At 63.3% G+C, this 16,445-nt stretch carries 8 protein-coding genes; 7 read left to right on the top strand and 1 reads right to left on the bottom strand.

Annotation, left to right across the window (positions count from 1 at the left end):
• Position 1 precedes the first annotated feature (1 nt).
• On the top strand, positions 2–1,000 hold the full coding sequence (locus L338_RS05130) for a calcium-binding protein (protein ID WP_022697297.1): 999 nt from the start codon (positions 2–4) through the stop codon (positions 998–1,000).
• A gap of 72 nt (positions 1,001–1,072) precedes the next feature.
• Entirely contained in the window at positions 1,073–1,837 is a 765-nt protein-coding gene (locus L338_RS05135) for an ATP-binding cassette domain-containing protein (protein ID WP_022697298.1), read from the top strand.
• Here the strand turns inward: L338_RS05135 and L338_RS05140 are convergent.
• Positions 1,834–2,220 (bottom strand): bleomycin resistance protein, encoded by a 387-nt coding sequence (locus L338_RS05140; protein ID WP_022697299.1) that lies wholly within the window; start codon positions 2,218–2,220, stop codon positions 1,834–1,836. The genes L338_RS05135 and L338_RS05140 overlap by 4 nt on opposite strands.
• 89 nt (positions 2,221–2,309) lie before the next feature.
• Here L338_RS05140 and L338_RS05145 point away from each other — a divergent pair, with 89 nt between their 5' ends.
• The 5 genes from L338_RS05145 (at position 2,310) to L338_RS16410 (ending at position 16,395) form a co-directional block, all read left to right on the top strand.
• Positions 2,310–3,875: an ABC transporter permease/substrate-binding protein gene (locus tag L338_RS05145; RefSeq protein ID WP_022697300.1), complete on the top strand. Its 1,566-nt coding sequence runs from the start codon at positions 2,310–2,312 to the stop codon at positions 3,873–3,875.
• Positions 3,876–4,014: 139 nt separating this feature from the next.
• On the top strand, positions 4,015–6,564 hold the full coding sequence (locus tag L338_RS16405; RefSeq protein WP_022697301.1) for a S8 family serine peptidase: 2,550 nt from the start codon (positions 4,015–4,017) through the stop codon (positions 6,562–6,564).
• Between the two features lie 186 nt (positions 6,565–6,750).
• Positions 6,751–9,873: a S8 family serine peptidase gene (locus L338_RS05155; RefSeq protein WP_022697302.1), complete on the top strand. Its 3,123-nt coding sequence runs from the start codon at positions 6,751–6,753 to the stop codon at positions 9,871–9,873.
• A 206-nt stretch (positions 9,874–10,079) separates the two neighbouring features.
• On the top strand, positions 10,080–13,382 hold the full coding sequence (locus tag L338_RS05160; protein ID WP_022697303.1) for a calcium-binding protein: 3,303 nt from the start codon (positions 10,080–10,082) through the stop codon (positions 13,380–13,382).
• A 166-nt stretch (positions 13,383–13,548) separates the two neighbouring features.
• Positions 13,549–16,395, top strand: coding sequence for a M10 family metallopeptidase C-terminal domain-containing protein (locus tag L338_RS16410; RefSeq protein WP_022697304.1), 2,847 nt, complete (start codon positions 13,549–13,551; stop codon positions 16,393–16,395).
• Positions 16,396–16,445: the final 50 nt, after the last annotated feature.

Genomic DNA, 16,445 nt, shown 5'->3' on the forward strand with positions numbered 1-16,445 from the left:
GATGGCTTTGATCGAAGGTTCGCCCAGGCACGACACGATCGTCGGTTCGATCGAGAACGACTCGATATACGGCTACACGGGCAATGACCGGATTTACGGTAACTCCGGCCAAGACGATATCTTTGGTGGTGCGGGCGTCGATTTTCTGTTCGGCGGATTGGGAAACGACTGGCTGCGGGGCGGCGACGGTCCGGACCGTCTCTACGGCGATGCCGGGCTGGACCGTATCTGGGGCGGCGACGGCAACGACCTGATCCGGGGCGGCGCGCGCCATGACGACCTGGAGGGCCAGAACGGCAAGGACGAAATCCACGGTCAGGGCGGCAATGACCAGCTTTCCGGGGGCAACGGAAATGACGTGCTCTACGGCAACGCCGCAAACGATTCCATCCGGGGCGATGCGGGCCTGGATTTTCTCTCCGGCGGATTTGGCGACGACTATCTCAGCGGCGGAGACGCCAACGACACCCTGAATGGCGGGCCCGGCGATGACCGCCTGAACGGCGGCGGAGCCAATGATGTCCTGCTTGGCCTGTCAGGCGAAGACGACATCAACGGCCAGGTCGGAGACGATATTTTACGCGGACACGCCGATAATGACTCGCTGGATGGCGACGGCGGAAACGACAAGCTGAAAGGCGGAGACGGCGACGATTTTCTGGATGGCGGCCCCGGCCAGGACTTCCTGTTCGGCGGCATCGGTTCCGACACATTCTATTTCCGCCATATCGGCGACTCGCCGGCGGGCCAGGCGAACCGGGATATAATCCGCGACTTCGAAAGCGGCGTCGACATCATAAACCTGTCCAACTATCCGCCGCGCTCCGCCGACGCATTCACCTTCATCACGGGCAGCTTTTCGGGCAGCGATATGGAGCTGCGCGTCGAGACGCTGGACACGGGTTATCTGGTGCAGGGCGATGTGGATGGTGATGCGAATGCGGATTTCGATATCCGCTTGTTCGGGGATGAGCCGCTGGAGAGCGACTTTATTCTGTAAAATCAGCTGTGCTTGACCTTCGCGGGCGCGGGGCTCTTACTCGGCCTGTCTTCTAACCAGTCCGGAAAACCCGTGCCGGTCCTTTCATTTACCGATGTCGTGAAGCGGTATGGCGGCCAGACGGCGGTCGATTGCATCAGTTTTGCCGCCGGGGCGGGCGAGACCCTGGCGCTGATCGGTGAGTCGGGGTGCGGGAAGACCACGACGCTGAAGATGATCAACCGGCTGATCGAGCCGGACGCGGGCGAAATCGACCTGTTCGGCGAGGATATCGCCAGCCATTCCGGGCCGGAGCTGCGCCGCCGCATCGGCTATGTGTTTCAGGAAATAGGCCTTTTTCCGCATTTGAGCGTCGCGGAGAATATCGGGATCACCCCGCAATTGCTGGGCTGGCCGGCGGAAAGACTCTCCGAACGCGTCGATACGCTGCTGGACATGATGCGGCTGGACGCGAAGAGAATGCGCGGCACCCTGCCCTCCGAGCTGTCCGGCGGCCAGCAACAGCGCGTGGGCATCGCCCGGGCGCTGGCCGCGGAGCCGCAACTGATCCTGATGGATGAGGCTTTCGGGGCGCTGGACCCCCTCACCCGCGACGAATTGCGGCGGGATTTCAAACAGGTTCAGAAGGATCTGGGGCTCACCGCCATCCTGGTCACGCACGACATGACCGAAGCGGTGCTGATGGCCGACCGGATTATCGTGATGAAACACGGCCGGATCGTGCAGGACGCGCCCCCGTCCACGATCCTGAACGCCCCGGCCGACGCCTATGTGGCGGGCCTTCTGGATGCGCCGCAGCGTGAAATCCGCGCCTTTGCCGCGCTGAAGGAGGGCTAGTCTTGTTCCAGCGCAGCCCCGAAACGCAGCAGATTTCCCGCCGGGTCCCAGACATAGAATTCCCGCATTCCGTAATCGAAGTCCTGCGGAACCGGGCTGATGCGGCCGGGCGTGAAGGCGTCTCCGCGCGATTTGAACTCCGAAAACAGCGCGTCCAGCGCCCCGACATCACGCACGGTGATGTAACAGGAGGTGTTTTCCGCGATGTGGCGGCTGTCGCAGAGCCAGAAATTCAGACCGATATCGCCCCGCGCGGCGATGCCGAAATCACCGTAATCCTGCGTCCGGTCGAAGCCCAGCGTGCCCGCATACCAGGCAATCGCGGCCTGAATATCCGGCTGGGCCAGCCAGGGATGGGCGCGCGCCCGGCTCAAAGCATCCATGAATCCCTCCCCAAAACCGTCATTCTAGGCCCGGAAAGCCGCCCGAGCCTTGCCGCCTCATTAGCAAAAAGCCATGCGGGACGGCCGCGATGATGAATCTGGCCGACGAATGGGCGCGGCTGCCCGACCTTCTGGGCGCGCATATGTTGCTGACCGCGGCCGCGTTATGCGCCGGCGCGGTGATATCCCTGCCGCTGGGCGTGGCGTGTGCGCGATCTTCGCTGCTGCGCGGGCCGGCTTTGGGGTTCGCATCGGTGGTGCAGACGATCCCGGCGCTGGCGTTCCTGGCCCTGATGGTGCCGCTTCTGGGCCGGATCGGGTTCGCACCGGCCTTCCTGGCGCTGATGTTTTACTCAATGCTGCCCATGCTTCGGAACGCGATCGTGGGTCTGGAAGGGGTCGATCCGGCGGTGAAAGAGGCCGCGCGGGCGGTCGGAATGACACCGTATCAGGCGCTTTTCCGCGTGGAACTGCCCCTGGCCGCGCCCACGATCCTGGCCGGGGTGCGCACGGCGACGGTCTGGGTGGTCGGCGCGGCGACGCTTTCGACGCCCGTGGGCGCGCCCAGCCTTGGCGATTACATCTTTTCCGGCCTGCAAACGCGCAGCTGGGACACGGTTTTGTTCGGCTGCGTGTTCTCTGCCGGCCTCGCCATTGTGCTGGATCAGTTGCTGAGACTGGTGGAAACCGGCGTATCCATGCGCAAACCGCGCCGCGCCATCGCCGCATCGGCGGCGTTTATCGCCTTGATTCTGGTGGCGCTTTTGCCCGCTTTCGTGCGGTTTGACGCAGCGATATCGCCTCGAACCAGCGGCAAAACCGTAGAAAAAGCGCGCAATAACGCGCCCGGATTGACCGATTCCCGCATCGTGATCGGGGCAAAGTCGTTCACCGAGCAGTATATTCTGTCCGAATTGATCGCGTTGCGGCTGGAAAACGCCGGCGCGCGGACCGATGTGCGGGGCAATCTGGGCTCCACGGTCGCGTTCGACGCCCTCGCCCAGAGCGATATCGATGTCTATGTCGATTATACCGGCACGCTGTGGGCCAATATCCTGAAGCAGGAGACCCCGATACCGCGGGACCGGATGGCGGTCCGCACGGCCGGTTTCCTGCTGGACGAATACGGCGTCCTGCAGCTGGGCGGTCTGGGTTTCGAGAACGCCTACGGCTTTGCGGTCACTCAAGACACCGCCGCTGCGCTGGACGCGTCCACGATTGGCGCGCTGGGCCTCGGACGGCCGCAGATCGGGGCCGATCCGGAATTCTTCGCCCGCCCGGAATGGCCCCGGACACAACAGCTTTACGGGCTGGAGAACGCGCGCACCCGGTCCATGGACTCCACCTTCATGTATGGGGCGGTGCGCGACGGCGCCGTTGACGCCATCACCGCCTATACCACGGACGGGCGGGTGGCCGCGTTCGACCTGGTCATTCTGGACGACCCGCGTCAGGCATTGCCGCCCTATGACGCGGTCCTGCTGCTGTCCCCCGAAGCGGCGGACAATCCCGCACTGATCACGGCGCTGCGTCCGCTGCTGAACGCCATCAGTCCCGAACAGATGCGGCAGGCCAACAAGCGTGTGGACCTGGACGGGGCAACGCCGGCGGAGGCGGCGCGGTGGCTGGACGGCGAGATCGGCAGCGGCGGCTAGAAACGCGGCGGCGGCGCGCTAGGTCAAATTATTGTGAAACTGCCAGAATTCCGGGCCTGCGAACGGCGCCGCAATATCGACATCGGTCACGCGTAAGAAGTCTAATACCGGAAAAGCAATTTGCCAGAGCGAGCACGCCATGTCTGACGTCACCCCCGCCAAATCGGACCTCGACAGCAATCTGCAGGAGCTGGCCGCCGCCTATAATGACGCGGTGGAGCAATATGGGGAGGCGGCCGCGATATCGTCCCTGGGCGGGTCGTTTTCGGGGCTTGCCCTGCATGGCGAGTATGTGGTGATCGACGTCATCGCCGATATCGGCATGACCGACAGCCTGCTGGCCGACCTGACGGCGCTGGGGCTGGAGCATGGCGCGGCCTATGGCCGGATGGTGTCGGGCCTTATGCCGATTTCCGCGCTGGCCGAAATGGAGGGCATGGACGGCCTGACCCTGGCCACCGCCAGCATCGCCATCGCCAATGTCGGCCAGACCACCAGCCAGGGCGACGAGGCGATGAATTCCGACGACGCCCGCGCCCAGTTCAACCTGGACGGCGACGGCGTGGCCATCGGGGTGCTGTCCGACAGCTTCAACAATCTGAACGGCTATCCGGCCGACCGGAACAGCGGTGATCTGCCCGCCGGCGTGCAGATACTGGAAGACCTGCCCAGCACGTCCGGCAATTTCCCCGGCAGCGACGAAGGCCGGGGCATGGCCCAGCTTATCCATGATGTCGCGCCCGGATCGGACCTGCTGTTCCACACCGCTTTCCTGGGCCAGGCCAATTTCGCGCAAGGCATTATCGAGCTGGCGGACGCCGGGGCGGACGTGATCGTCGATGACGTCATCTATTTCGCCGAGCCCATGTTCGCCGACGGCATTATCGCCCAGGCGATCGACGCGGTTGTGGCCGAAGGCGCGGTGTATTTTTCCTCCGCCGGGAATAACGGCAACGCATCTTACGAGGCGGCCTATCGGGGCGTTCGCGTTGATCCCGACACGATCACGATCAACCCGCAATTTACCGACAACGCCAACAGCACGTTCCACGATTTCGACCCCGGCGCGGGCGTCGACCTGACGCAGAACTATATCCTTCAGGCGGGCGAGGAATTCCGCATTTCCTTCCAGTGGGACCAGCCCTACGCCTCCACCTCGGCCGCCTCCCCCGGCTCGGCCAGCGATTACGATATCTGGCTGATCAATGCGCGTACGGGCGAGGTGCTGGATTCCGGCACCAGCAACAGCACCGGCGCGGACCCGGTCGAGGTTCTTTCCTATGAAAATACGGGCGGCAATCTGCTGGAAGTCGCGGTCGTCATCGAGAAATGGAACGATCAGGGGCCGGACGCCGGCCTGATCAAGTTTGTCCATTTCGGCGACGGCAACCTGACCGAGGATAATGGCGAAAACGAAAACCCCACCTCGTTCGGGCATTCCATCGCCGAAGGCTCGATCGGCGTGGGCGCGGCCGCCTATTTCAACACGCCGGAATTTGGCATCGACCCGGCTTCGGTGAACGGCTTTTCCTCCAAGGGCGGGGTTCCGATCCTGTTTGACCAGAACGGCAACCGCCTCCCCTCCCCGGAATATCGCGAACAACCGGCCTTCGTCGCGCCAGACGGCGGCAATACGACCTTCTTCGGCAGCGACAGCAGCGCCGACGCCGACAATTTCCCGAACTTTTTTGGCACCTCCGCCGCCGCGCCCCATGCCGCCGCGGTGGCCGCGCTGATGCTGGAGGCCAATCCGGACCTTTCGCCCGAACAGATCCGCCAGATCCTAGAAAATACGGCGCTGGACATGGACGATCCGGACACGCCGGGCTTCGACGCCGGCTATGACCCGGCCACCGGCTACGGCTTTATCGACGCGCAGGCCGCCGTCGCCATGGCGCAGAACACCGAAGGCGAAGGCGACCCGGATCCGGGCGATCCGGATACAGTGATCAATGGCACCGATGGCGATGACGGGCTGAGAGGCGGTCCCGGCAATGACCGTCTGAACGGTCTGGACGGCGATGACCGCCTGAACGGCCTGGACGGGGCGGATCAGCTGTTCGGCCAGAACGGCAACGATACGCTGCGCGGCGGCAATGGCGACGACTTCATGTATGGCGGCGGCGGAACGGACCTGTTCCGCGGCGGCGAAGGCGATGATTTCCTCAGCGATGTCAGCGGCAACAACCTGCTGGACGGAGAAGCCGGGGATGACACCATCAAGGGCGGGGCCGGCGAAGACGTGCTGATCGGCCGCGACGGCAATGACGCGCTGAGCGGCGGCGACGCGCGCGACCGCCTGAGCGGCGGCGATGGCGCGGACACCCTGACCGGGGGCGAAAGCCGCGACATCCTGATCGGCGGCAACGGGGCGGACCGTTTTGTCTATCTGGACGCATCCGACTCCACGGGCGTTTCCACCCAGCGCGACCTGATCCAGGGTTTCCGGGGGAATACCGGCGACCGTATCGACCTGACCGCCATCGACGCCGACCCCTCCACGGCCGCCGACGATGCGTTCACGATAGTCGGCGCCTTTACCGGAACCGCCGGGCAGTTGACCTATTTTGCCACCAGCAACGGCGATATCTGGCTGGTCCGGGGCGATCTGGACGGCGACCGGGAAGCGGATCTGGAAATTCTGGTCGATGCGCCGCTGGACATGAGCAACAGTGATTTCCTGCTCTAGAAATCAGCAGCTTGGCCCGCTCGGAAGGCGCTAACAGTGATTCTCATTTGCATGCTGTCTTGCGATTAGGTTAACTGCGCCCGGTAGGGGCCAGATCCCGGAGGAGGGATCCCTGCGAGCGTTGCCGGCGGCCAGGTCCGCTGACGACCGAGGGCGAGCCCCATGAGTTCTTGATGGGGATAAACCATGTCCAATACGTTCGATGGGGTTCTGGCCTACGAAGATTACGCCTGGCTGGACAATGATCTGAGTTTTGACGCGCCGGCGGATTTGCTGGGCGCGTCCTCGGACAATAACAGCATTTCCGCGCTGAGCGTTCCGGTCAGCGGCGGCCAGACTGGCTACAACCCTTCCGAAGAAAAAGTTGACGCCGGCGCCAGCGCCTCTTCGGCCGTTATGGCCCATGGCCGCGGCGCGGTTTCAGCGGGCAAAGGCGCCCATCTTCCGGAAATCGGGGAGTTTGTTCCCTCAGTCTCTGACGACAATTACGGGCGCGACACCCTGTACACGCCGTCTGACACGCTGTTCGGCAATCAGTGGCATCTGGAAAATACCGGCCAGAGCGGCGGCACGGCGGGCGTGGATCTGAACGTGCTGGAAGTCTGGGACGACTATTCGGGCGAAGGCGTGACGGTGGGCATCTGGGATGACGGCGTCTCCTACACCCACTCCGACCTCGACGGAAACTACGACGCCAGCATGCATATCGAAATCGGCGGCAATACGCATGACCCCTATCCGGTCTCCGCGGATTCCGCGCACGGCACGGCCGTCGCGGGCGTGATCGCGGCCGAGAATGACGGAGCGGGCACGGTTGGCGTGGCGTTCGACGCCACCATCGCGGGCGTGGATATCCTGTCCGAAGGCACCGATATCGACACCAATGCCGAGTTCTATGGCTCGATGGCCGAAATGGATAATTTCGACATCACCAACCACAGCTGGGGCTTCACCACGCCGTTCGCGGCCAACCTGCTGAGCGCGGATACGTTCTGGACCAATTTCTTCGCCGGCGTTGCCGATGCGGTGGATAATGGCCGCGGCGGTCTGGGCACGGTCGTCAATGTGGCGGCGGGCAATTCGCGTGAGGCCGGCGACAGCGCCAACTCCTCCAACTGGATCAGCATGCCGGAAACCATCGCGGTCGCCGCGGCGAGCCATGATGGCGGCGTTTCCTACTACTCCAACCCGGGCTCCTCGGTTCTGATTGCCGGTCACAGCAACAGCACGGCCGGGTCGGGTATCTGGACAACGGACCGCGAAGGCTCCGACGGCTATGAATCCGGCGACTATACGGGCGGCTTCGGCGGCACGTCCTCCGCGACGCCTCTGGTCAGCGGCCTTGTGGCGCTGATGCTGGAAGCCAATCCGGATCTGGGCTGGCGCGACGTTCAGAACATTCTGGCCTATTCCTCCAACCACACCGGCGCCGATATCGGCGACTCCCCGGAAGGGTTCGAGCTGTTCGAGTGGGGCTGGAACGGCGCCGACAACTGGAATGGCGGCGGGCTGCACTTCTCCAACGATTACGGCTTCGGCCTGGTCGACGCCCATGCGGCGGTGCGCCTGGCCGAGACCTGGACGGACCAGCAGACCAGCGCCAACTGGGAGAACCTGGTGGCCGACACATGGTCCGGCAGCCAGTCCATCCCGGACAATAACCCGACCGGCTTCACCTTCGATTTCACGGCGACCGACGATGTCGACCTGGAGATGGTGGGCCTGCGCGTGGACATCCCGGGCGGCTATATGGGCGATTACTACATCACCCTCACCTCGCCCTCCGGCACCACCAGCATCGTGGCGTTCGACCACGTGCCGGGCGATTCCGCGACCGACAGCTTCCTGTTCACCTCCAACGCCTTCCGCGGCGAGGACAGCGCCGGAACCTGGACGGTTACAATCTCTGACCGCTGGAGCAGCCTCACGGGCACGCTGGAATTCGCGCAACTGGAATTCTATGGCGGCACGCCGGACAATGACGACCTCTATGTCTTCACGGAGGAATTCTCCGACTATGCCGGCGTTGACGGTCACTCCACCGTGTTTGGCGACTCCAACGGCGGCACCGATACGCTGAACGCGGCGGCCGTCACCTCCAACACCATGATTAATCTGGGTGCGGGCGCCGGCACGATCGACGGCGTGGCCGTGACCTCTTCCGGCGGGATCGAGAACGTCTTTACCGGCGACGGCGACGACATTCTGTTCGGCGATGCGTCTGACAACTGGCTCCGCACAGGCCGGGGCGACGACATCATCTATGGCAGCGCCGGCGCGGACACGCTGGATGGCGGCGAAGGCGAAGACTGGGTGCTCTACACCGCGTCTTCGACCGGCGTGACGGTCAATCTTGCCTCCGGCACCGGCTCGGGCGGCGACGCGGATGGCGATACGCTGACCGACATCGAAATTGTCGCCGGTTCCGATCATGACGATTCGCTGTTCGGCAACGATCAGAACAACACCCTCCTGGGCGGCGCGGGCAACGATGTGATCCGCGGCTTTGTCGGCCATGACGATCTTAGCGGCGGCGGCGGCAACGATAACGTCAAGGGCGGCGGCGGCTTCGATACGATCTACGGACAGGGCGGCAATGACCGTCTGTTCGGCGAAGGCGGCTCCGACACGCTGTTCGGCGGCTCCGGCGCGGACAAGATGTACGGCAACGGCAATAACGACGTCATGTATGGCGACGCCGGCGCGGACCTGCTGGCCGGCGGCCGCGGCAGCGACTCCCTGATCGGCGGCACCGGCAATGACGTCCTGAGCGGCGGCGAGGATTCCGACTTTGTCGTCGGCGAAGCCGGCGAGGACATGCTGTTCGGCGGCTCCGGCGACGATGCCCTGCTGGGCGGCGCCGATGACGACGTCGTGCGCGGCGACAGCGGCAACGACTCGCTCTACGGCCATGGCGGCGGCGACAAGCTGGAAGGCGGCGCGGGCAACGACGAGCTGACCGGCGGCGACGGCCGCGACCTGCTGTTCGGCGGCACCGGCTCGGACACCTTCGTCTATACGGCGCTGAGCGACTCCGGCACGTCGGGCAGCCAGCGCGACATCATCCGCGACTTCGAGAGCGGCGTCGACCAGATCGACCTGAGCGGCATCGACGCCGACAGCGGCACGGGCGGCGACCAGGCCTTCACCTTCATCACCGGGGCGTTCTCAAGCACCGCCGGTGAAATGCGGGTGATCGACCAGGGCGGCCGCTGGCTGGTCCAGGCCGATACCGACGGCGACGGCAGCGCCGATTTCGCCATCCGCATCTTCGGCGAAGCGCCGGTCGAAGCGGACTTCGTCCTGTAACAGAACTGCCGAATATCAAGCCTTTAACGGGCGCCACGACGAACTGTCGTGGCGCCCGTTTTCATTCTAACCTACTGAAAGACAAACGTTATCTGTCCAAGCGAGCCATGTTTTGATTGTAAATTAAAAAATATTAACCACCGGCTTTACCTTTCAAGGCGAATGACTACTGTCGTATTCAAATACCGATTAGTGGGGGACATTTCATGGCTTTAATCAATGGCACGAGCGATTCCGATTTGCTTGAAGGCGGCAGCGGCAATGACACGATTTACGGGGGCGATGGCAGCGACGCGATCCACGGCCTGACCGGCGGCGACACGCTGTTCGGGGAAACGGGCTCTGACAGGCTTTATGGCGGCGTAGGCGACGACACGCTGTTCGGGGGTGATGGCGGGGACTCGGTCTTTGGCGGCGCAGGTTCGGATGTGATCTATGGCGGCAGCGGCAATGACAGGCTGATCGGCGCCGAGGGCACGAAGGTGATTGACGGCGTAACGTTTCTGGTCAGCGAGGCCGACGACGGCGCGGCGGACACGATTTTTGGCGGCGGCGGCGACGATGGTCTGACCGTAGGGATGGGCGACAGCGTCGATGGAGGGACCGGCAATGACGGCCTGACCGCGACGTTCGGTTCAGCCGTAAGCGGCATTACAGTTGACCTGACAACCAATCCTTTTGACGCGCTGGAAGCCGCGCTCGGCGCAACCATCGTCAATATGGAGTCCGTGCTGCACGTATTCGGCAGCGACTTCGATGACACGATCCATGGCGGCGACAATGTCTCCAATATTCGCGGCGGTGACGGGAACGACACCCTGACCACGGCCACGACGTTGGGCGCACTGGTCGCCGGAGGCGATGGCGACGACGTTCTGGACGCCAGGGCGGCGAGTCCGTTCTTTCTTTATCTGGCCGGGGGCGCGGGCGATGACACGCTGTATGGCAGCGGCGGCGATGACCGCCTTTACGCCGCGTCAAACCGCGATATTTTCGGGGCCGAAGCCGGTGATGACACGGTCGATGGCGGCGGCGGTTTTGATACACTCTACTACTCCGACCCCACGATCACCGCAGACCTGACCATCGATCTGGCGATCGGCACGCAACAGGCGATCGGTTTCGGGTTCCTGACGGTTTCCAATGTCGAAGCGCTTGTAACCAGTTCCGGCAACGACACGCTGTTCGGCAATAGCGCGAACAATTCGCTGACCGCGAATGGCGGGAACGATCTCGTCTATGGCCGGGGCGGCGGCGACACGCTCTCCGGCGGCAACGATGCAGACTCTTTGTTCGGCGGAAGCGGTAATGACGCGCTTTCCGGTGGGCTGGGGTCCGATATCCTCCATGGCGGCCTTGGCGCGGACAATCTGAACGCCGGCTCTGGCTTCGACACTTACGATTTCGACACGCTCGCCGAGATCGGCGTTAGCGGTGATACCATCAACAACCTGGATTTCGGGGATCGTATCGACCTGTCGGACATCGAAACCAACGACTCCATCGATCTGGCCTTTATCGGCGAGACCGCTTTTTCCGGGACATCGGGAGAAGTGCGGTATGAGAAGGTCGGCGGTCAGACGCTTCTGCAGATCGACACGAATGGCGACGGCGCGGCCGACAGCACAATTACGATCACTGTCGGCGAAGTGGATCTGCACCAAGAATCCGGCGCCCCGCTTCTCCTCCGCCTGACGCCAGACGCCACCTATAACGGTACTACGGGCGACGATTACTTCTCCGGTACAAGCGCGAACGAGTTGATTTACGGCTTTACCGGCGGGGATTATCTCGACGGTCGAACTGGCAACGACTTCATCAGCGGCGGCGACGGAGACGATTACCTGAACGGGCGCTCGGGCGACGATATCCTGATCGGCGGCGCGGGCGACGACTATTTGCGAGGCGACTCGGGCATCGATTCATTCGAGGGCGGCGAAGGATACGACCGCGTTTCCTTTCTGAGTCTTTCCGCCACGCAGGGCGTGCAAGCCAACCTGGAGACCGGATTTATTCAGAACGACGGGTTCGGCAATCAGGAATCAATGTCCGGTATCGAAGCTCTGGGCGCCGGCACCGTCTACGCCGATACATTCATCGGTGATTCCGGCGATAACATATTGCTGGGCTCGGCCGGCGGCGACGTCCTCTATGGCGGCGGAGGAAATGATTCCTTCCAACTCGGCTCCGCGCCCTCCATTGTTCATGGCGGGGATGGATACGACACGGTCGGTTATTTTGACGGCGCGACTCACTTTGAGGGCGTTTCCGGGCCAGAGTTCATTTTCGCCTCAACGGGCGTTCACGTCGATCTTTCGCAGGAAATGATCTTCGAGGACGGGTTTGGCAACACTGGCGTCATTCAGAGCATCGAAGCGCTGGGAGGCGGTAATCTCGACGATCTCCTGATCGGGGATAGCGAGGATAATGCGCTCTCCGGCCTCAACGGCGACGACACGCTGGAGGGCGGGGCCGGCGCCGATACGCTGGAAGGCGGTGACGGCGAAGATACGGTCCAGTACACGGGCTCGGACGCCGGCGTGACGGTCAACCTGGCCTCCGGCACCGGCTCTGGCGGCGATGCGGAGGGCGACAGCCTGTTCAGCATCGAGAACATCATCGGCTCGGCAAGCTCGGATTCGCTGTTTGGCGATGACGCAAACAACATGCTTTCCGGCGCGGACGGCGATGACGTGATCCGCGGCTTCGTCGGCCATGACGACCTCTATGGCGGCGGCGGCGCGGACAATATCAAGGGCGGCGGCGGCTTCGATAATATCTTCGGAGGCACGGGCAATGACCGGCTGTTTGGCGAAGGCGGCTCCGACACGCTGTTCGGCGGCTCCGGCGCGGACAAGATGTACGGCAACGGCAATAACGACGTCATGTATGGCGACGCCGGCGCGGACCTTCTTTCCGGCGGCCGCGGCAGCGATACGCTGGCCGGGGGCGCCGGCAATGACGTCCTGAGCGGCGGCGAGGATTCCGACTTTGTCGTCGGCGAAGCCGGCGAGGACATGCTGTTCGGCGGCTCCGGCGACGATGCCCTGCTGGGCGGCGCCGATGACGACGTCGTGCGCGGCGACAGCGGCAACGACTCGCTCTACGGCCATGGCGGCGGCGACAAGCTGGAAGGCGGCGCGGGCAACGACGAGCTGACCGGCGGCGACGGCCGCGACCTGCTGTTCGGCGGCGCCGACGCTGATACTTTTTACTATTTCAGCGTCACGGACTCCGGCACGTCCGGCAGCCAGCGCGACATCATCCGCGACTTCGAGAGCGGCGTGGACCAGATCGACCTCAGCCTGATCGATGCCGATAGCGGCACAGGCGGCGACCAGGCCTTCACCTTCATCACCGGCGGGTTTTCCGGCACGGCCGGCGAACTGCGCGTGATCGACCAAGGCGGCCGCTGGCTGGTCCAGGCCGATACCGACGGCGACGGCAGCGCCGATTTCGCCATCCGCATCTTCGGCGAAGCGCCGGTGGAGGCCGACTTCGCGCTTTAGGAAGGCGCTGCAATTGTATGAATGAGGCCGGTTTCGCGACCGGCCTCATTTTTTATGGGTTTTATTAAAATACGGTCGTATTTCTGCTCGCTGTAACTCACGTTGTCGTTTATATATCCGCGCGCAGGTGGCCGACATGCGGCCATCCTCCTTGGAGACTCATCACATGCTTATCAGCTATATGGACCTGTCGCTGACGGGGGGATCGTCCAGCGCGTCCAATCTGTTTTATGTCGACTCGATCTCGTCCGAGGGGGTGATTCCCCTCGTCGCTTTCGACGCGGCCCCGGCGGCGCGAGCGAGCGGAAACGGCCTGGAAGGCCCCTTCCCGTTCCCGGAACATCCCGAGCATGTTCATGGTGAAAACGAATCCGGATCGACGCCCCCTGTGGCGTCCGGCGACCAGAATATCGATGCGCTGCTGGTGCAGTCCTGGGACACCACGGAGCTGACCTATTCGTTCCCGACTTCGGCTTCCAACTATCTGTCGCCGACCGGCGGGTACGGCCCGGGAGAAGAGCCCGGCACGTTCGAGACGCTGAATGCCGGCCAGATCGCCGCCTCGCGCGAGATTTTCGAGATGTACGAGGCGATTTCGGCGCTGAGCTTTACCGAAATCACCGAGACCGACACCGTGCACGCCGACTACCGTCTGGCGGAAAGCGACCACCCCAATACGGCTTGGGGCTATTATCCGTGGTCCGACGAAAAAGCCGGCGATTCCTGGTTCAACAAGACTTCATACAACACGCCGGATCTGGGTTCTTTCGCCTATCACACCTTCATTCATGAGCTGGGGCACAATTCCGGCCTGAAGCATGGTCACGAAACCGGCGGCTATGGCGCGATGACGGCGGACCGGGATTCCATGGAATTCTCGATCATGACCTACCGCTCCTATGTCGGGCATGATCTTGGCAGCTATAATTACTACACGAACGAGTCCGGCCATTTCGCGCAGACGCTGATGATGTACGACATCGCGGCGCTGCAGCATCACTATGGCGCGAATTTCGACACCAATTCCGGCGACACCGTCTATACCTTCTCCACCACAACCGGCGAAATGCTGGTCGATGGCGTTGGCGTTGGCGCGCCGGTGCAGAATGTCATCTTCCGGACCATCTGGGACGGCGACGGCGTCGATACCTACGACTTCTCAAACTATGCGACGAACCTGTCGATCGACCTGGCCCCGGGCGGCTGGAGCGATCTGGATACGGACGGCAATGCGCAGCGCGCCCATACCAACATGTATGGCGATCAGAGCATGGACACCCATGCCCGCGCCCATGTCTTCAACGCGCTGCAATATGAAGGCGATTCCCGCTCCCTGATCGAGAATGCCGAGGGCGGATCGGGCGACGATGTCATCAGCGGCAACAGCGCCGACAATACGCTGTACGGCAATGGCGGCAGCGATACGCTCTATGGCCTTGAAGGCGATGACGTTCTGTTTGGCGGGACCGGCAATGATTCCCTGTTCGGCGGCGCGGATAATGACACGCTCTATGGCGGCGCGGGCGCGGATGCGCTGAACGGCGGCGACGGCGTTGATACTGTCAGCTACGCCAATGCGGAGAACTCGGTCGATCTGAACCTCACCACCGGCGGAACGGCCGGCGACGCGGCCGGCGACACCTATGCCGGGATCGAAAATATCGTCGGCTCGCAATTTGCCGACTTCATCATCGGCGACGACAATAACAACGTCATCTTCGCCGGCGGCAACGCCGCCCCTCCGCCGCTTGGACAAGGCAGCGACATCGACGTGATGGCGGGTCCGTCCTCCTTCGATAATATTTACGGCATGGGCGGCGATGACACGCTCTATGGCGCAACGAGCAATGATTTTCTTTATGGCGGAACGGGCGCTGACCGTCTTTACGGTCTGGGCGGCATGGACACGCTCAACGGCGATGCCGGGGACGATATGCTGTTCGGCGGCGGCGACGGCGATATCCTGCGTGGCGGCAACGGCGCAGATATCCTGGACGGCGGCGAAGGAACAGACACCGCGGACTATTCCGGCTCCGGCAGCGCGGTCACCGTCAATCTGAATGCGGGAACCGGTATCGGGGGGCACGCCGAAGGCGACAGTCTTGTCTCCGTCGAAAATATTACGGGCTCGGCTTTTGGCGACTCCCTGTTCGGCGACGACAACGCCAACCGGATTGAAGGCGGTTCCGGCAACGACGTAATCCGCGGCGGCGTGGGCGCAGATACGCTCTATGGCAATCTGGGGTCGGACAACATCAAGGGCGGCGGCGGCAGCGACCGTTTGCAGGGCGGCGACGGCAACGACCGGATGTTTGGCGAAGGCGGCAGCGATTTCATTTATGGCGGCGCCGGGGACGACAAGCTCTATGGCAATGGCAATGACGATCTGATCCGCGGCGGCAGCGGCGCGGATTTCATCATTGGCGGGTTCGACAATGACACGCTCTATGGCGAAGTCGGCAACGACACGATCAATGGCGGCCCGGGCGATGACCAGCTCTTTGGCGGTTCCGGCAGCGATATGCTGCTGGGCGCGGACGGCAGCGACACCCTGTTCGGCGGCACGGCCGACGATACGCTCCGCGGCTTCACCGGCGCGGACAGGCTCTATGGCGAAGCTGGCGCGGACAAGCTGCAGGGCGGCGACGGGGATGACCTGATCGCTGGCGGCGGGGGCCGCGACATCCTGTTCGGCGGCGCCGGGGCGGATACATTCCTGTATCAGTCAGCCCTCGACTCCGGCGCGACCGGCGCCACCCGCGACATCATCCGTGACTTTGAAAGCGGCATCGACACCATCGATCTGAGCGGCGTGGACGCCGACACGGTTGCGGCCGACGACCAGGCCTTCACCTTCATCACCGGCGGATTTTCCGGCACGGCGGGCGAACTGCGCGTCATCGACCAGGGCGGCCGCGCGCTGGTGCAGGGCGACACGGACGGCGACGGCAACGCCGATTTTGCCATTCTGGTGTTCGGAGACGCGCCGGTGGAGGCCGACTTCGTGTTGTAAAACCGGTCTGTCTGGCCGACTATCGCAATCCGCGCCGCCCTTGCTAAAAG

This window comes from Euryhalocaulis caribicus, from assembly GCF_000412185.1.
In the GTDB taxonomy this organism is placed as follows: Bacteria; Pseudomonadota; Alphaproteobacteria; order Caulobacterales; family Maricaulaceae; genus Euryhalocaulis; species Euryhalocaulis caribicus.